Origin of the sequence: Streptomyces sp. SDT5-1, assembly GCF_052245995.1 — a bacterium.
Taxonomy (GTDB): Bacteria; Actinomycetota; Actinomycetes; order Streptomycetales; family Streptomycetaceae; genus Streptomyces.
In genome coordinates this window covers 1,263,545-1,280,677 of the sequence record NZ_CM125963.1, presented here as the reverse complement: position 1 = coordinate 1,280,677, position 17,133 = coordinate 1,263,545, and the positions used below count along the sequence as shown (strand labels likewise).

Here is a 17,133-nt window from a genome sequence, read left to right as displayed (position 1 = left end):
CGACATGTCACTCCCGCACGCGATCCTCACGGCGCTCCTGGAGAAGCCGTCGTCGGGCCTCGAGCTGACCCGCAGGTTCGACAAGTCCATCGGCTACTTCTGGTCGGCCACGCACCAGCAGATCTACCGGGAGCTCGGCAGACTGGAACGCGAGGGACTCATCAGGGCGCTGCCCACCGAGACTCCCGCGCGCGGCCAGAAGAAGGAGTACGAGGTGCTGCCCGAGGGCCGCGCCGAACTCGCCCGCTGGACCGCCACACCCCAGGACCCCAAACCGCTGCGCGACCCGCTGCCGCTGCGCCTGCGCTCCGCGGCGGTCGTCGGCACGGAGGGCATCGCCGACGACCTGCGCCGCCATCTCGCCCTGCACCGCGAGCAGTTGACGACGTACCAGGAGATCGAGAAGCGGGACTTCCCGCCCGGCAAGAACAGCGAGGCCGACCGGCTCCAGCACGCGGTGCTGCGCGCGGGCATCGACCTCGAACGGTTCTGGGTGGACTGGCTCGAGCGCACCCTCACCGAACTGGACTGACCCTCAGCCCCTCAGTCCTCCCCGGTGACCACGGTCCGCTCCGCCGAGAACGCGCCCCACGTCCCGTCCGGCAACTGCGCCCGCAGCTTCACCCGGTGCGTCTCCCGCGCCTTCTTGCCGATGTAGAAGCCGTACGTCGCCGAACCGGTCGGCGCGCTCTCGCCCCACGCCACCGTCGTGGCCTCCCGGCCGTCCAGGAACACCTGGTACGCCGGGACCTCCCCGCCGGTGCGCGGCGGCGTCCACGCCAGGTCGATGTAGTACGCGCCCTTCGCGCGCCGCGTCGACGCCTCGAACCCCGAGGGCGCGGTGCCCCGACCTGTCTCGGCCTTGCCGCGCGCGGTCCGCAGCCGCACCGTCCCACTGGCCTCCGACGTGTTGTCGGCGGCGTCCCTCGCGCGCACGCTGAACACGTACGCGGTGTCCGGGCGCAACCCGGTGACCAGCGCCCGCGTCTCCTTCCCGCCGACGCTGTGGATCTTCGCGGAGCCCTGGTAGATGTCGTACGACACGACGCCCTTGTGGTCCGTCGCCCGCCGCCACTCCAGCGACACGGCCCGGCCGCCGTCGACCGTGCCGCGCAGGCCCGTCGGCCGGGTCGGCGCGGTGCGGTCACGGGCGAGGGACGCGGGGGTGGTGACGGTGACGCGGGCGCTCGCCGGTCCGAGGGAACCGTCGGTGCCGCGCGCCCGCACGGTGAACGCGTAGCGGGTCTTGGCGCGCAGCCCGGTCACGTCGACCATGTGCCGCTCGGCGGGCAGCTTCCGCACGAGCTTCCCGCCCCGGTACACCTCGTACCGCTCGACCCGCGCCGTGCTCGTGGGCCGGTTCCACATGACGTGCACGGAGGTCGCGCTGCCGGCCTGCGCGGTGACACCGACCGGGGCGGACAGCGCGGGCCCCTCGGCGTTCGCGCTGTCGGAGAGGAGTCCGCAGGAGGCGAGGGCGGGCACGAGCGCGGCGGCGCAGACGGCGAGAAGGGCACGTGGGGGGAGGCGTCGCACGGAGAGCCTTCCGTTCGAGCGGATTGGTACAGACCTGTATGGCATGCGGGATGCGCTTTCCTCAAGAGGTGCGCGCCAACAGGTCCGTACCAATGGCTCGTTGGTGCTGTCGGGTGCCTCAGACCTTCCGGTACGTGTACGCCTCCGAGGCCGCCGCGGCGACCGCGTCCAGGTCCGCGCCGGTGGAGGCCGTGACGACCGCGGCGATCGCTCCCTCCACGAACGGGGCGTCCACCAGGCGGGTGCCGTCCGGGAGTTCGTCGCCCTCCGCCAGCAGCGCCTTCACGGTCAGGACGGCGCTGCCGAGGTCGACGAGGACCGCGACGCCGGCGCCGCCGTCGACCTTCGCCGCGGCCGCGGCGATCAGGTCCGAACTGGTGCCGAGGCCGCCGTCCTCCGTGCCGCCCGCCGCCGCGACGGGCGCCGTGCCGCCGCCGGAGAGGCCGGTCGCGAGCCGGGCCACGGACTCCGCGACGTCCTTGCTGTGCGACACCAGGACGATGCCGACCTGCTTGCCCGTGTCGCTCATGCCGCGCCTCCCGCCGCCTCGGCCAGCGCGCCGATCAGCAGCGCCGACGACGTGGCGCCCGGGTCCTGGTGCCCGATGCTGCGCTCGCCGAGGTAGCTCGCCCGGCCCTTGCGGGCCTGGAGCGGGGTGGTGGCCTCCGCGCCGTGCTCCGCCGCCGCCCGCGCCGCCGCGAAGTCGCCGTCGCCTAGCGCTTCCACCGCGGGCACGAGGGCGTCCAGCATCGTCTTGTCGCCGGGGGCGGCGCCGCCGAGCGCGGCGACGGCGTCGACGCCCGCCTTCAGGGCCTGCGCGAAGTCCGCCTCGCTCACCTCGGTGGCGTCGCCGAGCGCCTTGCCGGTGCGGCGGAGCAGCGTCCCGTACAGCGGCCCGGAAGCGCCGCCCACGGTCGAGATCAACTGCTTTCCGGCCAGGATGAGCACGGCGCCCGGGGCGTCCGGCGCGTCCTTGTCGAGGGCGGTGCGCACGGCGTTGAAGCCGCGCTGAAGGTTGCTGCCGTGGTCCGCGTCGCCGATCGGCGAGTCGAGGTCGGTCAGCCGGTCGGCCTCGCGGTCCACGGCCGCCGCGGCCGCCGTCAGCCAGCGCCGGAAGAATGCGGCGTCGAGCACGTGATCTCCTTGCTGTTCAGGTTCGTTGACGTGGTGCGGTGGTCGGGGAGGCTCACATGCCCCAGCGCAGCCCTGCGGTGCTGACGGGCGCGTCCCACAGGCGCAGCAGCTCCTCGTCGGCCTGGCAGATGGTGACGGAGGCGCCGGCCATGTCGAGCGACGTGACGTAGTTCCCGACGAGCGTGCGGGCGACGGGGACGCCGCGCTCCTCCAGGACGCGCTGCACCTCGGCGTTGAACCCGTACAGCTCCAGGAGCGGCGTGGCACCCATCCCGTTCACGAGCACCAGCACAGGGCTGCTCGGATCGAGATCCTCCAGAACGGCGTTCACGGAAAAGTCCGCGATCTCCCCGGACGTCATCATGGGCCGCCGCTCACGCCCCGGCTCGCCGTGGATGCCGATCCCCAACTCCAGCTCGCCGGCGGGCAGATCGAAGGTCGGTGTGCCCTTGGCGGGCGTGCTGCACGCGCTGAGCGCGACACCGAAGCTCCGCGCGTTCTCGTTGACCTGCCGGGCGATCGCCTCGACGCGCTCCAGCGGCTGCCCCTCCTCCGCGGCGGCGCCGGCGATCTTCTCGACGAAGAGGGTCGCGCCGGTGCCGCGCCGCCCGGCGGTGTACAGCGAATCCGTCACGGCGACGTCATCATTGACGAGCACCTTCGCGACCTGCACGCCCTCGTCCTCGGCGAGCTCGGCGGCCATGTCGAAGTTCAGCACGTCACCGGTGTAGTTCTTCACGATGAACAGCACGCCCGCACCGCTGTCCACCGCGGCGGCGGCCCGCACCATCTGATCGGGCACGGGCGACGTGAACACCTCACCCGGACACGCGGCGGCCAGCATCCCCGGCCCGACGAACCCGCCGTGCAGCGGCTCGTGCCCGGACCCGCCGCCCGACACCAGCGCCACCTTCCCGGCCACGGGCGCGTCCCGCCGCACCACCACCCGGTTCTCGACGTCCACGGTCAGCTCGGGATGAGCGGCCGCCATCCCGCGCAGGGCATCGGAGACGACGGTCTCCGGGACGTTGATGAGCATGTGCACTGGTACCTCCAAGTGGCGTGGGCAGGTGCGGCGTCCACCCGCCAGTATCGGCGCAGGAGCCGTATCGGGCACCCGTTGGGACCTGACAGGTGTGCCACGTCGGACCTCGCCCCCGAGTAGCCCACGCCCGGCTGCGTGAAGGCCGTGGTGGTCGCACGATGGCGGCATGTCTTCTGCACAGCCTGTCGTGATCTATCCGCCCGACGAGGGCGGTGGCCGGCGCATTCGTATCGACGGCGCGATCCTCGGCCGGGCGCTGTCCGTGAAGGACGTGGTCGCCATCCTGCACGAGGCCGGGCTGCGGTCCTTCGACGAGACGCGCGTCGCCTACTCCGCTCTGATCGAGTGGCGCGGCGGTGGCCCGGACCGGTGGACGCATGCGTAGCGGGCGGTGCCGCGGCCACTCCGCCGGTAGCGACGGAGTGGCCGTGGTGTACGAGGTGTGACGGTCAGTCGTCGATCGCGGCGCCGAACCGTGCGTCCAGGGACGGAGCGGACAGCGATCCCGCGCCGTACGTCCACGAGCCCGCCGCCGTGACCCCGCCGGAGCCCGCGGAGAAGACCCAGACGACGCCGTCGTTGGTGTTCTCGCCCGGCGCCGCCGCGAGGAGGCCGAATCGGCCGTCGTCGTTGGGGTCGGTGAAGGACACCTGGCCGCCGAACTTGTCGCCCTTCTCGGCCGCGCCGGGGACGTCCGCCGAGTTCTGGTTGAAGTCCCGTACGTCGCTGGTCCGCAGGCCGAGGGTGGTGCCGCGCATCACCGTCACGGCGCCCGCGTCGACGACTGTGCCGATGTCCTCGCCGGGCGCGCCGATCGCGACGTCGGCGTACCCGTCGCCGTTCGTGTCGCCGACGGACAGGTCGGCGCCCCAGCCGTCGCCCTTCTCCGCGGTGCCGGGCACGCCGTCGGAGTCCTGCGTCCACCACTGCGGTTCCCCGGTGAGGCCCGAGTCCGAGCCGTAGTGCACGCCGACCATGCCGCCCGTCGTCCACGGGCCGCCGTCGTCCGGGCTGTTCGGCTCGCCGGTGACGAGGTCGTCCTTGCCGTCGCCGTTGACGTCCCCGGAGGCGGCGACCGGGCCGCCGCGCAGAGTGAGGTTCGGCAGCGGTTCGGCGTCGGCGGCGGTGCCGGGGATGACGTACGACCAGCCGTCGCCGGACTCGTCGCCGACGGAGAGGCCGGACACGACGAGGTCGGCGAAGCCGTTGGCGTCGTAGTCGCCGGTGGTCAGGGACTTGGGCTGGATGCCGGTCGGTGCGTCCAGGGCGGCGGCCCGCGAGGTGGCGGTCGGCGCCTTGCCGTTCGGCTCCTCGGCCTTCGGTGCCTTGGGCGCGAAGTCGGTCCGGGAGTCGCGGACCACCTTCTTGGCCGTGCCCGCGGTGGATCTGGCGGCGGGCGCGGCCTCGTAGCGGTAGATCGAGAGACCCACCGAGTCGAGGACGGCGAGCAGGTCGCCGTCGCCGCCGTCGGTGAAGCGGGCGGCGGCCAGCGACTGGCCGAACCTGCCGCCCGCGGCGGGCTCGTCGGCCTCGATCCACTGGCTTTCGCTGCCTACCAGGCCCTTGGGCGTGCCCCACAGGACCACGCCGCCGCCCGAGTCGGTGACCGTGCCGACGTCCTCGCCGGGCGCGCCGACGATCGCGTCGTCGTAGCCGTCCCCGTCGAGGTCACCGGTGGCGACCGCCTGCCCGAACGCGTCGCCCTTCTCGGCGGCGCCCGGCACGCCGGTCGTGTTCTGGCTGAGGACGGCCGAGCGGGACGTGCCCATTCCGCTCGCGGCGCCGTACTGGACGGTGACGAGGCCGGCCCCGGACTGCCCGCCGACGGTGGCCCCGGGGGCGCCGACGAGCACGTCGTCGTAGCCGTCGCCGTTGAAGTCGGTGTTGCGGTCGCTTGCGCGGGTGCCGCCCGGAGTGCCCGCGTACGCGGACGGGGCGGCGGCGATGTACGTACCGGCGAGAAGCAGGAACGAGGCCGCGGCGAGGGCGGCCGAACGGTTCTTGCGCACGTGCGGCTCCTTGACTGAAGGAAGACCGGGCAGCGCGGGGGGACGGCCGGAAAGGGCCCGTTCCTTGTCCGGCGCACCGTTTGACACGGGATCGGCCGGAAGGGTTGTACGGGACGCAACAGAACAGGAGAGCCGCCCGTCGCGACGGGCGGCTCTCAAGTGACGTACGGGACCGGTGGGTTCAGTGGTCCGTACGTGGATCGTCGGGGCTCACGGAGGCCGTGGTGAGGAAGGCGTCCTTGGCCGGGGTGGTGAGGTGCGGTGAGTAGAGAGCGTGCAGCGGCGCGTGGACGGGTGGGTCGACGGCGAGGATGCGGGCGGCGCCGTTGGCGGTGGGGCCCGGGGGAGCGGTCACGAAGGCGACGTGGTCGGTGCCGATGACGGCGGTCGCGGGCGGGGTCCCCTGCAGGGTGGTGCGCTCGGTGCGGGGTTCGAAGCCGGCCGCGCGGCAGTGGCCGATGAGTAGGTCCGTGTAGCCGGATCGACCCGCCTGACCCCAGACGATGAAGTGCTGGTCGGCGAGTTCCGCCAGGGCCACGGACGCACGTACCGCGAGGGGGTGGTCCGCGGCGACCGCGATGTTGAGGGGCTGCTGCCCCAGCGTGGCGCGGGCCAGGCCGTGCGGCGGGGTCATCGCCCGGCACAGCCCGATGTCGAGGTCCCCGGCGAGCAGGGCGTCCGCCAGCTCGGCCGGGTAACGCTGGTTGACGTCGGTGGCGAGTCGGGGGTGGGCGGCGCCCACCTGCCGCAGCAGCGTGATGATCTCCTCGCCGGTGACGGCCGGGGTGTGGCCCAGGCGCAGCAGCTCCTGCTCGCCGCGGCCGATCCGGCGGGCCCGCTGGAGGGCGGATCGCGCCGCGCCCCGCAGCACACGGGCGTCCTCGACGAGGGCGGCGCCCGCGGGCAGCAGTGTCATCCCGGTGGCGGTGCGCTCCAGGAGGGGGACGCCCACCTCGCGCTCCAGGACGCGGATGGAGGTGGAGAGCGCCTGCTGGGAGAGGTGCAGGCGGGCGGCGGCGCGCGTGACGGTGCCCTCCTCGGCCACCGCGATCAGGTGCTCCAGTTTGTTCAGGTCCAGGCCCACGGCTCGGTTCGACCCCTTGTGGCGGTGCGGGCGGATCGGCCGTCAGGCCTGGCCGGTCTCGAAGCGGCTGATCCGGTCCCCGGTGACGGTGAAGGTCCACCGGGTGCGCATGCTGCCCCAGGTGGAGTTGGTGTACGTGGCCGTCAGAGTACGGCCGTCGGCGGAGACGTCCTCGACGTCCATCCGGCCGTCGGACGTGAAGATCTCCCGGTCGGTCCAGGCCCGCAGGTCCCGCTCCGTGCCGTCGTCGGACATCGTGGCGTCGTCGGTGAGGGCGGCGAGGAACGCGTCCTTGTCGCCCGCGTTCACCGCGTCGACGAACGCGGCGACGGCGGGATCGATCGGCTGGGCAGTCATGGCAGTCTCCTTGAGGCGCTGACGGGGGGCTAGCGGGTGGTGTAGCCGCCGTTGGCGAAGAGCGTCTGGCCGGTGATCCAGCCGCCGTCCGTGGCGAGGAAGGTGATCAGCGGGACGATGTCCTCGATGTGGGTGAGCCGGCCGCCCATCGCCTGCGACTTGTGGAACTCCACTCGCTCGGGGGTCTCCTGCGGGTAGAAGAACGGGGTGTCCATCGGCCCCGGCGCCACCACATTGACAGAGATCGACCGGTCGGCGAACTCCTTCGCCGCCGCCCGGGTGAAGTGCTCGAGCGGCGCCTTGCCGCCCGCGTAGGTGGAGTAGCCGTCGGTGAAGGCCGCCAGCAGGGACGTGCCGAGGCTGATGATCCTGCCGTGGTCGTTCAGGCGGCGCCCGGCCTCCTGGAGGAAGAAGTAGGCCGCCTTGGCGTTGATGCCGAACATGCGGTCGTACTCTTCCTCGGTGGTCTCCAGGATCGGCTTGCGCAGCACCATCCCGGTCGTGTTCACCGCGACGTCGACGCCGCCGTACGTGTCCACCGCGACGTCGAACAGCCGCCGCACCCCGGACACGTCCGTGAGGTCCGCCTGCACGGCCACGGCCTGCCCGCCCGCGTCCTGGACGGCCCGTACGGTCTCCTCGGCCTCCTTCTCCGACGTGTGCCAGTGCACGACGACCTTGGCCCCGGCATCGGCGAACGTCCTGCTGAGCAGCCCGCCCAGATTCTTCTCGCCACCACCGACGACCGCGACCTTGCCCTCGAGCGTGTGCGCACCCATGTCCGGCACCTCCAGATATCGGAGCGAGTGACCCCTTTGATCACTCCCGCTGCCGACCCTAGGCAGCCGTTCCGGGCCGCCGCCAACACAACCTGTGCGTCACCCCACAAGAGCACTGGATACCCGCTGGTCAGGGCTCCGTCGGCCAGTCCAGGAGGCGGGCGCCGATGGCGGCCGTCTGGAGGGTGTAGCGGTCGGTCGGGTCCGTGGGGTCGGCGCCGGTGAGCTGGTGGATGCGGGCCAGGCGGTAGGTGAACGCGCGGACGCTGAGCGAGAGTCGGCGGGCGGCCTCCGCCGACACGCAGCCCGCGTCGAAGTAGGCGACGAGCGTGTCCAGGAGCGGGCGGGCGCCGCCGCGTGCCCGGTGCAGCGGTCCCAGCGTGTTGTGGACCAGGTCCGTCATGGCCTGCCGGTCGCGGGTGAGGACCGGGTAGACGAGGAGGTCGGAGGCGCGCAGCACCGGAGTGTCCAGGTCGAGCCGGGTCGCCAGGTCGAGCGCGCCCAGCGCCTCCTCGTACGACTGGACGACCCCGCCGGGACCCGACTGCGGGCGGCCGATCGCGACCTGCCCGCCGTCGGTCGCCGCGTACGCCTGCTTCGCGAAGTGCGCGAGGACCTCGTCCTGGTCGCCGGGCGCGATGCAGACGAGCCGCCCCTCCTTCGTCGTCACCAGGATGTTCCGGTCGCCGAAGCGCGCGATCACGGCCCGCTCGATGTCCCGCGCGACCGTGCCCCCTTCCTCGTACGCCGATTCGCCGCGTGCCACCGCGACGGCGTGCTCGTACGACAGGCGCAGCCCGAAACGCTCCGCGCGCTCGGCGAGCTTGCCGAGGTCGCTGCGCCCGTACAGGAGGTCGTCGATGAACTCGCGGCGGGCCGCCTCCTCCTGGCGCATCGTCTGCCGCTGTGCCCGCTCGTAGCCCTCCGCGAACGCGTCGATGGCCTGCGCGCCCGCCGCCACCACGGCGTCGACCGTGAGCCGGGCGCCCAGGTTGCCGGAGTGTGTCCGCGCGAGGTGTGCCGCGACCAGGGCGCGCAGCCCGAGCCCCGCCTCCGCCGCGCGCTCACCCAGAGCGCGCCGCGCGTCGAGTTCGTCCCGCGTCAGGCGGCGCCCGGTGGCCGCGGCGTCCGCCACCACCCGCACGTACCCGTCCAGGTACTCGTCGGGAACGTCCTGCTGCGGCGCCATGCCCACCCCCGTCGCGATGTCGTGTCCCTGCCCCTTCCGCATTCTTAGCCGATGAACAAGCAGGCATCAAAATCGCGTAAAGATTGCCGGAAACCGGCAGTCACACCAGGTGGTTGTCCCTGGCAACATTCAGGGCACGCAAGCGGAACAGGGAAGCCGGGGAGGTCAGTGACATGACGTGGTTTCTGGGCCTCGGCATCGCGGGAGTCGTCCTGCTCGTCCTCTCGCTGGTGCTCGACGGGGTGCTCGAGGGGATCTTCGACGGGGTCGGGGCCCTTGACGGCGTGTTCGACGGGCTGCTGTCGCTGCCGGTGATCGCCGGCTTTGTGTCGATGCTCGGGTTCGGCGGCGCGATCGTCCTCGGCAGCACGGACCTCGGCGCGGCGCCCGCCACCGCCATCGGCGCGGGCGCGGGAGTCGGAGCCGGGTGGCTCACGTGGAAGCTGACCCGGGCGCTGATGCGGGACCAGACCGCGATCACGCCCCGCGGCGACGACCTGGTCGGCAGCGCCGGCACGGTGGTCACCGCGATCCCCGGCGAGGGGTACGGAGAGGTGCTGCTGCACCTCGCGGGCCAGCCCGTGAAGTACGCGGCGAAGAGCGCGATCGCCGTCGCCCGCGGCACCGAGGTGTGGGTCGAGGACGTGCTGTCGCCGACCTCGGTCGCGGTCCGCGCCGTCGAGCGCTGACGTCCCGTAGCGCCACCGTTCCGCACGCACGACCCGTGAGCGGTCGGCCCCGTGCCGCCCGCTCCAGCAACCGACTGCCACCCCCTGGGAGGCAGAGGGGGAAGCCATCATGAGCCCAGTCACCGTCGCCGTGGCCGGAGTCGTCGTACTCCTCGTGCTGCTGGCGCTCGTCGTCATCACCCGCTACAAGGTCGCGGGGCCCAGCGAGGCGTTCATCGTCACCGGGCGGCGCGGCAAGAAGTCCACCGATCCGGAGACCGGCAGGACCGTCACGGACAACAGCGGCCAGAAGGTCGTCGTCGGCGGCGGTGTGTTCGTCGTTCCGTTCGTGCAGCAGAAGTTCACGCTCGACCTGTCGTCGCGGCACATCCCCGTCGCCGTACGGGGCGCGGTCACGCTGCGCGGTGTGAAGGCGAACCTCGAAGGGGTCGCCATCGTCAAGGTGGGCGGCACCGAGGACTCGATCCGCGCCGCCGCGCAACGCTTCCTGATGCAGCAGGACGGCATCGTAGGGTTCACGCAGGAAGTGCTGTCCGGCGCGCTGCGCTCCATCGTCGGGCGGATGTCCGTCGAGGACGTCATCCGGGACCGGGCCGCGTTCGCCGGGCAGGTCGCCGAGGAGGCGGAGGCGTCGCTGTCCGGGCAGGGCCTGGTGCTCGACGCGTTCCAGATCCAGGACATCACCACCGAGGGCTCCTACCTGGAGGACCTGGGCAGGCCCGAGGCCGCCCGCGCCAAGCAGGAGGCCGACATCGCCGAGGCCGTCGCGCGCCGCGCCTCCGAGCAGGCACGGCTCAAGGCCGAGGAGGAGATCGCGATCGCGCAGCGCACCTTCGCGCTGAAGCAGGCCGAGATCAAGGCGGAGACCGATCGGGCCGCCGCGCAGGCCAACGCGGCGGGACCGCTCGCCGACGCGGCCCGTCAGCAGGAGGTGCTGACCGAGCAGGAGAAGGTGGCGGAGCGTCAGGCGGCCCTGACCGACCGCGAGTTGGACACCAAGGTCCGCAAGCCGGCCGACGCCGCCCGCTATCAGGCCGAGCAGGAGGCGGAGGCCCGCAGGATCGGCCTCGTCAAGCAGGCCGAGGCGGACGCCGAGCGGGCCCGCCTGACCGGTGAGGGCGAGAAGGCGCACCGCGCGGCGCTCGCGGACGCGGTCCGCCTCGAGGGCGAGTCGGAGGCGGCGGCGATCGGGGCGAAGGGCGCCGCGGAGGCCGAGGCCATGCAGAAGAAGGCCGACGCGTTCGCGCAGTACGGCGACGCGGCCGTGCTCCAGATGCTGGTCGAGGTGCTGCCGCAGGTCGTCGCCAAGGCGTCCGAGCCGCTGGGCGCCGTCGACAAGATGACGGTGATCTCCACGGACGGCGCGAGCCAGCTGTCCCGCACGGTCGCCGACAACGTCGCCCAGGGCGTGGAGCTCCTGAACTCCACGACCGGTGTCGACCTCGCCGCGCTCCTGAAGAACATCACCGCGGGCAAGGCCGCCGAGCCGGCGGCCGCCTCGAAGAACGGCCACATCGAGATCGCCGACTGACGGGCCGGCACCGACCAGCCGCCTCGCTCGGCGGCCCGCACGGGGGGCGGGCCGCCGAGCGGAGCGGCTCTCCGGCCGTTCTGCGACGGGCACGCACGGCGTTACGATGACGGCCGCCGTCGCCCGCTGTACGAATGTTCAGCTGCGGGGCGGACGGAGCGGCCCAGCAGATCGGAGCATCGTGTCCACTCGACCCGCAGGTCACAAGGCCATCATCGAGGCCGCCCGCGAGGAGTTCTCCGAACAGGGCTACGGCGCCACGTCGATCCGCGACATCGCCAAGCGCGCCGGGGTCAGCCTCTCCGCCCTGTACTACTACTACAAGGGCAAGCAGGAACTCCTCGTCGCCATCCTCGAAGAGGGCCTCGACGCCTACTTCGGCGCCTGCGGCACCGCGCTCGAAGAGGCCGGCGACGACCCGGCCGAGCAGCTGGAGGCCCTGGTCACGGCGACCGTTCAGTTCCGCATCGAGCACCCGGTCAAGAGCAGCATCGTGCTCACCGAGGGCCGCAGCCTCGAACCCGAACACCTCGCCCGCTACCGCAAGAACGAGGAGCGCGGCACCCAACAGTTCCGCGAGGTCATCGAACGCGGCGTCGCCACCGGCGTCTTCCTCACCCCCTACCCCGACGACGCCCGCCGCGCGGTCATCGCCATGTGCAACGCGATCGCACAGTGGTACCGCCCCGACGGCGAGGTCACCCCCACGGAACTGATCGAACGTTATGTGTCCCTGGCCCTGACGGTGGTGGAGTACCGGCCGAGGTCGGTGCGGCGGGGCGTGCGCCCGTAGCCGTCACGGCGTCGGAACCGGTCCCCCCAAGCGGTAGCCGTCGTTCGTGGAGAAGGCGGCGGAGACCGTGAAGCGGTCGGCGCGGACCAGGGTTTGGCGCCATTCCACCCGGCGGGACGTCGCGTCGTGTCCGAGGCGGTCGATCGCGAAGAGGGCCGTGGACTCGGGGCAGTCCAGGAGGCGGCGTTCGCCGCGGGTGGGGACGACCGCACGGATGCGTTCCCAGCCGCCGCTGATGTGCGTACGGCAGTGGCGCTCCAGCTCGTCGTAGAGCGACGTGTGCGTGAAGTCGACCGACAGGAGGGGGCGGGCGACGTCCGCGGGGAGCCAGACGCGGTCGACGGCGAGCGGTTCGCCGTCGGCGAGGCGGAGGCGTTCGAGGTGGACCAGGGGAGTGGACTCCTCCAGGCCGAGGCGGGCCGCGATCACGCCGTCCGCGCGCTCGTCGAGGCGGCGGATCACGCTGCGCTGTACCGCGCCGACCTCCTCCACCGAGCGGAAGAGGCTGTACGCCTCGCCGACCTTCTGCTCCAGCGGGCGGCTCGCCGCGAACCGGGACACCCGGCCGCGCTGCGCCGTGACCAGGCCTTCCGCGCGCAGTGTGCGCAGCGCCTCGCGGACGGTGTGCCGGCTGACCCGGTACTCGGCGACGAGGTCGTGCTCGCCGGGGAAGACGTCGCGGAACTCGCCGTCCTCGAGGCGGCGCAGCAGGTCGGCGCGGAGCTGGGACCAGAGCGGCTTGCCCTTCGTCCGGGTGAGCGGACGGGGGCCGGACTGGGAGCTGCTGGTGGGCACGGGATGCATGCTCGTCGATTTGCGGGGGCCGCGCAAACCCCGGGCCCCGCTCACACGACCGCGTCCACCAGCATGAACGTCGCCGTCGCGAGCAGCAGCACCGCGAACGCGCGCTGCAACGCCGGGCCCGAGAACCGCGCCGTGAGCCGCTTGGCGTCCCACGCCCCGAGGACCGCCGCCCCGACGAACGGGCCGAGCACCGCGGGATCGATCGAGACACCTTCCGTCGTGAGGCGGGTGGCGAGTGACACCAGCGAGTTGAGCAGGGTGACGACCAGGCTCGTGCCGACCGCAGCCCGCATCGGCAGCCGCAGCACCGACACCAGCGTCGGCACGGCGAGGAAGCCGCCGCCGACCCCGAGCAGTCCGGTCACCGCACCGAGCCCGGCTCCGGCCCCCGCGGTGCGCAGCGGACCGGTGGAGGTGGCGGTCGCCGTGCGTGGCTCTCGTAGCAGGGTGTCGCGGTGTGTCGTCGGTGGGGTGGGAGGCATGGGGCGGGACTCGTTCGCGGCCGTGCCCCGTGTGCCGCGGAGCATGAAGGTCGCCGCCACCGCCGCCAGGATCGCGAACGTTCCCGTGAGGAGGGGCTGCGGGAGGCGGTGGGCGAGCATCGACGCGGCGACCGTCGGGAGCACGCCGACCGCCGCGAACAGCGCGCCCGTGCGCCGGCGGACCGCGCCGGTGCCCGCATGCCGGGCCAGGGCCGTCGCGGAGGTGACGGTGACGATGAGCAGGCTCGCGGTGCCCGCGTCGGCGGGGTCGACGCCGAGGAGGTAGACGAGGGCGGGCACCGCGAGGACGCCGCCACCGCCGCCGAGTCCGCCGAGGGCGAGGCCGACGACGGCGCCGCAGAGCACGGCGAGGATCAGGACGCTCACGCGGGGACGCCGCCCCCGTCGGCCGGGTGCTCGACCGGGCCGCGCCACGCGGCGAAGCCACCGCGCAGGTCGTCCGCGTCGAGTCCGCGGGCCCGGAGCACGGACGCGGCCACGGAGGAGCGGTTGCCGCTCGCGCACACCACGACGATGTCCCGGTCGCGCGGCAACTCGTCCGCGCGAGCCACCAGTTCGGGCAGCGGAATGGTCAGGGCGCCCGGCACGGTGCCGGTGTCCCGGATCTCGCCGGGGCCCCGCACGTCGAGGACGGTGAAGGTGCCGGCCTCCTCGGCGAGGCGTTCGGCGAGCGCCGCCGCCTCCACGCGCGGCGTCGAGGTGAGCGGCTCGTAGTCGTGCGCGCCGTCGGCGGGCAGGGCGCCGAGCACCCGGTCGTAGCCGATGCGGGCGAGCCGGTTGCGGGCCTCGCGCGCGGTGTCGGCGTCGGCGCACAGCACGAGGTCGGCGCCGGCCGGGAGCACCTCCCCGCACAGTTCGGCGAACCGGCCGCCGAGCGGCACGTTGACGGCTCCGGGCAGATGCGCGGCGGCGAACAGGTCGGGGGCGCGGGTGTCGAGGACGAGTGCGCCGCCCGTGCGGACCCGCCGCAGGTCGTCCGGCGCGAGGGCGGGGACCGGCGCGTCCTCGTCGAGCACCGCTCGGGCCTCGCGGTTGCGCGCGGACGTGTAAGGGAAGTAGGCGGGCGCGGCGGGCTGCCCCGCGGTGACGACCTCGACGAACGCCTCCTCGGAGAGCTCCGCGAGCGCGTAGTTGGTGCGCCGCTGCTCGCCGATGGTCGAACTCAGCGCGGCCGACAGGTTCTTTCCGCATGCGGACCCCGCCCCGTGCGCGGGGAAGACGCGGGTCTCGTCGGGGAGGGTGAGCAGCCGTTCGCGCGTGGAGCGGTACAGGGCGCGGGCCATCTCCTCGGCCGACCTGCCGCGGGCGCCGAGCAGATCGGGTCGGCCGACGTCGCCGATGAACAGGGTGTCGCCGGTGAGCACCCCGTAGGGCACGAGGTCGTCGGCGTGCTCGCGGACGACGACGCACACCGACTCCAGGGTGTGGCCGGGGGTGTGGAGGATCTCCAGGTCGACCTCGCCGAGGCACAGGTGCCTGCCGTCGGCGAGCGGGTCGACGGCGAAGTCGACCTCGGCGGCGTCCCCGTAGGAGATGACGGCGCCGGTGCGCGCGGCGAGTTCCAGGTGGCCGGAGAGGAAGTCGGCGTGCACATGGGTCTCGATGACGCGCTCGACGGTGAGGCCGTGCCGCTCGGCGGCGGCCAGGCAGTCGTTGACGTCGCGGCGCGGGTCGACGACGACCGCGCGCCCCGTGGTGCGGTCGCCGATCAGGTACGAGGCGTGCGAGAGGCAGTCGAGATAGAACTGCTCGAACATGAGCGGTCCCGCGCCGTCGTGGACGACGGGCTCCTGAGGCATGACGGACTCCTGGGTCACAGGGCTGTGGGGGTGATGGCGTGCGGGTCAGGCGAGCCCGCGGAGCATGAGGTTCCAGTAGAGGAACGGCAGTCCGTGCCGCTTCAGGTACCACATGTCGGTGCGCTCGCGGACCGTGTCGATCAGCGGGATCGACGGGGCGGGGCGCCCGCTGTAGTCGAACTCGGCGAGCAGCATCTTGTTGCGGGCCGTGGTCAGCGGGCAGGACGAGTAGCCGTTGTAGACGGACAGCGGCTCCCTGCCGTGCATGGTCGCGAGGAGGTTCTCCACGACCACGGGTGCCTGTTTACGGACGGCCGCGCCGGTCTTGGAGTTCGGTGACGACCCGGCGTCGCCGAGCGCCCAGATGTTGGGGTAGCGGACGTGCCGCAGGGTGTGCCGGTCGATCTCGACGTAGCCGGCCGGGTTCGCCGCGTCCGCGAGCGGACTCCGCTTGATCCAGTCGGGGGCGCTCTGCGGCGGCACGAGGTGGGCCATGTCGTACGGCAGGGTGGTCTTGCCGCCCGTACCGATGTCGGTGACGACGACCTCCCGGTGCTCGGGACGGACCTCGGTGATCTCGCTGCCGTAGTGGACGTGGATGCCGTACCGGCGGGCGACGCCCTCCAGGACGTGGGCGAACTCCGGCACGCCGAAGATGGTGTCGGTGGGGACGACGAGGTGCACGTCCATCCGTCCGAGCACGCCCTGGCGCCGCCAGTGGTCGGCCGCGAGGTAGGCGATCTTCTGCGGGGCGCCGCCGCATTTGATGGGCCCGGACGGCATGCCGAACACGGCGCTGCCGGAGCGGGTCTCACGGATGAAGCGCCAGGTCAGCGGTGCGGTGTGGGGCAGATAGTTGCTGGAGAGGCCGCCCTGCCCCAGGCCGTCCTCCAGGCCGGGCACACGGTTCCAGTCGAGCTGGATGCCTGCGCAGACGACGAGGTGGTCGTAGCGCACGACACCGCCGTCGTCGAGCGTCACCTCCTGGGCCTCGGGATCGACGGCGACCGCGGCCCGCCGGATCCAGCGCACCCCCTTGGGGATCACCGACTCCTGCGGCCGCACGCTCTCCTTCAGCGGGGCGCGCCCGCCGCCGACCAGCGTCCACAGCGGCTGGTAGTAGTGCCGCTCGCTCGGGTCGAGCACCGCGACGTCCCGCTCACCGGCCCGTCGCAGCCGCGCCGCGACCGAGATCCCGGCCGAGCCGCCGCCGACGATCACCGTGCGGTGGTGCTGCCTGGCCACCGAGGAACCTGCCGAGGAACCCACCAACGAACCCCCTCCCAAGAATGTACGTACATCTACGCTAGGACGCTGCCCGCCAGGGATTCAAGCCGCTACGGGGATTCCGGACAAGCTTGTACGTACATTTCTTGCCCGCCGAGACGGCCGAACTGCGCTCGGCACACTTGCCGTCCGCCCGGTTCTCGGCTAGGCAGACCCTGCGAGAACAACCGACAGGAACGGGGACCGGATCATGCGCGTGAAAGCTCTCGACCACCTGGTGCTGAACGTGGCCGACGTCGACAAATCTCTGGAGTTCTACACGGGCCGCCTCGGCCTCGCCCCCGAGCGCGTCGAGGAGTGGCGTGCCGGAAAGGTGCCGTTCCCGTCCGTGCGGATCGATGCCGCCACCGTCATCGATCTCTTCGCCGCGCCCCGCGTCGAGTCGAACGTCGACCACTTCTGCCTCGTCGTCGACCCCCTCGACTGGCAGGAGGTCATCGACTCGGGCGACTTCGACGTACTGGAGGGACCGGTGCCGCGGTGGGGCGCGCGGGGCCAGGCGCAGTCCGTGTACGTCAAGGATCCGGACGGCAACACCGTGGAACTGCGCTGGTATCCGCAGGACGCGGAGGACTGAACGCCGGTTCAGGACGT

Annotated in this window: 19 protein-coding genes; 6 read left to right on the top strand and 13 right to left on the bottom strand. The window is 72.7% G+C overall.

The window, feature by feature from the left end:
- The first annotated feature begins 4 nt into the window (after positions 1-4).
- Positions 5-532 (top strand): PadR family transcriptional regulator, encoded by a 528-nt coding sequence (locus ACTWJ8_RS06075; RefSeq protein ID WP_356381415.1) that lies wholly within the window; start codon positions 5-7, stop codon positions 530-532.
- 11 nt (positions 533-543) lie between these two features.
- Here the strand turns inward: ACTWJ8_RS06075 and ACTWJ8_RS06070 are convergent, their stop codons facing one another.
- The 4 genes from ACTWJ8_RS06070 to dhaK form a co-directional block, all read right to left on the bottom strand.
- On the bottom strand, positions 544-1,536 hold the full coding sequence (locus ACTWJ8_RS06070) for a fibronectin type III domain-containing protein (RefSeq protein ID WP_443263210.1): 993 nt from the start codon (positions 1,534-1,536) through the stop codon (positions 544-546).
- Between the two features lie 118 nt (positions 1,537-1,654).
- The gene (dhaM, locus tag ACTWJ8_RS06065) at positions 1,655-2,065 is read right to left on the bottom strand and encodes a dihydroxyacetone kinase phosphoryl donor subunit DhaM (RefSeq protein WP_443263209.1); all 411 of its coding nucleotides are present in this window, start codon (positions 2,063-2,065) and stop codon (positions 1,655-1,657) included.
- Complete coding sequence (gene dhaL / locus ACTWJ8_RS06060; RefSeq protein ID WP_443263208.1) at positions 2,062-2,670, bottom strand: dihydroxyacetone kinase subunit DhaL; 609 nt, start codon at positions 2,668-2,670, stop codon at positions 2,062-2,064. The genes dhaM and dhaL overlap by 4 nt, the downstream gene beginning before the upstream one ends.
- A 52-nt stretch (positions 2,671-2,722) precedes the next feature.
- Positions 2,723-3,715, bottom strand: coding sequence for a dihydroxyacetone kinase subunit DhaK (gene dhaK / locus ACTWJ8_RS06055; RefSeq protein WP_356381404.1), 993 nt, complete (start codon positions 3,713-3,715; stop codon positions 2,723-2,725).
- Positions 3,716-3,881: 166 nt separating this feature from the next.
- On the opposite strand from dhaK, the gene ACTWJ8_RS06050 reads away from it, so the two are divergent.
- The gene (locus ACTWJ8_RS06050) at positions 3,882-4,100 is read left to right on the top strand and encodes a hypothetical protein (RefSeq protein ID WP_356381401.1); all 219 of its coding nucleotides are present in this window, start codon (positions 3,882-3,884) and stop codon (positions 4,098-4,100) included.
- 64 nt (positions 4,101-4,164) lie between these two features.
- Here ACTWJ8_RS06050 and ACTWJ8_RS06045 read toward each other — a convergent pair whose 3' ends face one another.
- From ACTWJ8_RS06045 to ACTWJ8_RS06025, 5 genes are all read right to left on the bottom strand, one after another.
- Positions 4,165-5,724 (bottom strand): esterase, encoded by a 1,560-nt coding sequence (locus ACTWJ8_RS06045; protein ID WP_443263207.1) that lies wholly within the window; start codon positions 5,722-5,724, stop codon positions 4,165-4,167.
- 181 nt (positions 5,725-5,905) lie between these two features.
- Positions 5,906-6,808 (bottom strand): LysR substrate-binding domain-containing protein, encoded by a 903-nt coding sequence (locus ACTWJ8_RS06040; RefSeq protein ID WP_443263206.1) that lies wholly within the window; start codon positions 6,806-6,808, stop codon positions 5,906-5,908.
- 42 nt (positions 6,809-6,850) lie between these two features.
- Positions 6,851-7,165, bottom strand: a complete 315-nt coding sequence (locus tag ACTWJ8_RS06035) for a nuclear transport factor 2 family protein (RefSeq protein WP_443263205.1) — start codon at positions 7,163-7,165, stop codon at positions 6,851-6,853.
- Positions 7,166-7,194: 29 nt separating this feature from the next.
- Positions 7,195-7,944, bottom strand: coding sequence for an SDR family oxidoreductase (locus ACTWJ8_RS06030; protein ID WP_356381391.1), 750 nt, complete (start codon positions 7,942-7,944; stop codon positions 7,195-7,197).
- Between the two features lie 130 nt (positions 7,945-8,074).
- A complete protein-coding gene (locus ACTWJ8_RS06025) occupies positions 8,075-9,133 on the bottom strand; it encodes a PucR family transcriptional regulator (RefSeq protein ID WP_443263204.1) in 1,059 nt (352 codons plus the stop codon).
- A gap of 173 nt (positions 9,134-9,306) precedes the next feature.
- Between ACTWJ8_RS06025 and ACTWJ8_RS06020 the strand changes: the two genes are divergently transcribed.
- The 3 genes from ACTWJ8_RS06020 to ACTWJ8_RS06010 all read left to right on the top strand — a co-directional run bounded on the left by ACTWJ8_RS06020 (position 9,307) and on the right by ACTWJ8_RS06010 (position 12,146).
- Positions 9,307-9,822, top strand: a complete 516-nt coding sequence (locus ACTWJ8_RS06020; protein ID WP_356381385.1) for a hypothetical protein — start codon at positions 9,307-9,309, stop codon at positions 9,820-9,822.
- 109 nt (positions 9,823-9,931) lie between these two features.
- Positions 9,932-11,353: a flotillin family protein gene (locus ACTWJ8_RS06015; protein ID WP_356381382.1), complete on the top strand. Its 1,422-nt coding sequence runs from the start codon at positions 9,932-9,934 to the stop codon at positions 11,351-11,353.
- Between the two features lie 181 nt (positions 11,354-11,534).
- Positions 11,535-12,146 (top strand): TetR/AcrR family transcriptional regulator, encoded by a 612-nt coding sequence (locus ACTWJ8_RS06010; RefSeq protein ID WP_443263203.1) that lies wholly within the window; start codon positions 11,535-11,537, stop codon positions 12,144-12,146.
- A 3-nt stretch (positions 12,147-12,149) separates the two neighbouring features.
- Here the strand turns inward: ACTWJ8_RS06010 and ACTWJ8_RS06005 are convergent, their stop codons facing one another.
- The 4 genes from ACTWJ8_RS06005 to ACTWJ8_RS05990 are packed head-to-tail and all read right to left on the bottom strand — an operon-like array spanning position 12,150 to position 16,497.
- Complete coding sequence (locus ACTWJ8_RS06005) at positions 12,150-12,950, bottom strand: GntR family transcriptional regulator (protein WP_443263202.1); 801 nt, start codon at positions 12,948-12,950, stop codon at positions 12,150-12,152.
- Positions 12,951-12,991: 41 nt separating this feature from the next.
- Positions 12,992-13,819 (bottom strand): sulfite exporter TauE/SafE family protein, encoded by an 828-nt coding sequence (locus tag ACTWJ8_RS06000; RefSeq protein ID WP_443263201.1) that lies wholly within the window; start codon positions 13,817-13,819, stop codon positions 12,992-12,994.
- Positions 13,816-15,252, bottom strand: coding sequence for an MBL fold metallo-hydrolase (locus tag ACTWJ8_RS05995; RefSeq protein WP_443263200.1), 1,437 nt, complete (start codon positions 15,250-15,252; stop codon positions 13,816-13,818). Before ACTWJ8_RS05995 ends, ACTWJ8_RS06000 begins: the two co-directional genes overlap by 4 nt.
- 45 nt (positions 15,253-15,297) lie before the next feature.
- Positions 15,298-16,497 carry an FAD-dependent oxidoreductase gene (locus ACTWJ8_RS05990; RefSeq protein ID WP_443263199.1) on the bottom strand — a complete coding sequence of 400 codons (1,200 nt, stop codon included), beginning with the start codon at positions 16,495-16,497 and terminating at the stop codon, positions 15,298-15,300.
- Positions 16,498-16,729: 232 nt separating this feature from the next.
- Here ACTWJ8_RS05990 and ACTWJ8_RS05985 point away from each other — a divergent pair, with 232 nt between their 5' ends.
- Positions 16,730-17,116 carry a VOC family protein gene (locus ACTWJ8_RS05985; RefSeq protein ID WP_443263198.1) on the top strand — a complete coding sequence of 129 codons (387 nt, stop codon included), beginning with the start codon at positions 16,730-16,732 and terminating at the stop codon, positions 17,114-17,116.
- Positions 17,117-17,133: the final 17 nt, after the last annotated feature.

Bases quoted from the DNA above. Each gene is read 5' to 3' on its own strand.
- ACTWJ8_RS06075 (WP_356381415.1), top strand. From the start codon at position 5: ATGTCACTCCCGCACGCGATCCTCACGGCGCTCCTGGAGAAGCCGTCG.
- dhaM (WP_443263209.1), bottom strand. From the start codon at position 2,065: ATGAGCGACACGGGCAAGCAGGTCGGCATCGTCCTGGTGTCGCACAGC.
- ACTWJ8_RS06050 (WP_356381401.1), top strand. From the start codon at position 3,882: ATGTCTTCTGCACAGCCTGTCGTGATCTATCCGCCCGACGAGGGCGGT.
- ACTWJ8_RS06035 (WP_443263205.1), bottom strand. From the start codon at position 7,165: ATGACTGCCCAGCCGATCGATCCCGCCGTCGCCGCGTTCGTCGACGCG.
- ACTWJ8_RS06030 (WP_356381391.1), bottom strand. From the start codon at position 7,944: ATGGGTGCGCACACGCTCGAGGGCAAGGTCGCGGTCGTCGGTGGTGGC.
- ACTWJ8_RS06025 (WP_443263204.1), bottom strand. From the start codon at position 9,133: ATGGCGCCGCAGCAGGACGTTCCCGACGAGTACCTGGACGGGTACGTG.
- ACTWJ8_RS06020 (WP_356381385.1), top strand. From the start codon at position 9,307: ATGACGTGGTTTCTGGGCCTCGGCATCGCGGGAGTCGTCCTGCTCGTC.
- ACTWJ8_RS06015 (WP_356381382.1), top strand. From the start codon at position 9,932: ATGAGCCCAGTCACCGTCGCCGTGGCCGGAGTCGTCGTACTCCTCGTG.
- ACTWJ8_RS06005 (WP_443263202.1), bottom strand. From the start codon at position 12,950: ATGCATCCCGTGCCCACCAGCAGCTCCCAGTCCGGCCCCCGTCCGCTC.
- ACTWJ8_RS05995 (WP_443263200.1), bottom strand. From the start codon at position 15,252: ATGCCTCAGGAGCCCGTCGTCCACGACGGCGCGGGACCGCTCATGTTC.
- ACTWJ8_RS05985 (WP_443263198.1), top strand. From the start codon at position 16,730: ATGCGCGTGAAAGCTCTCGACCACCTGGTGCTGAACGTGGCCGACGTC.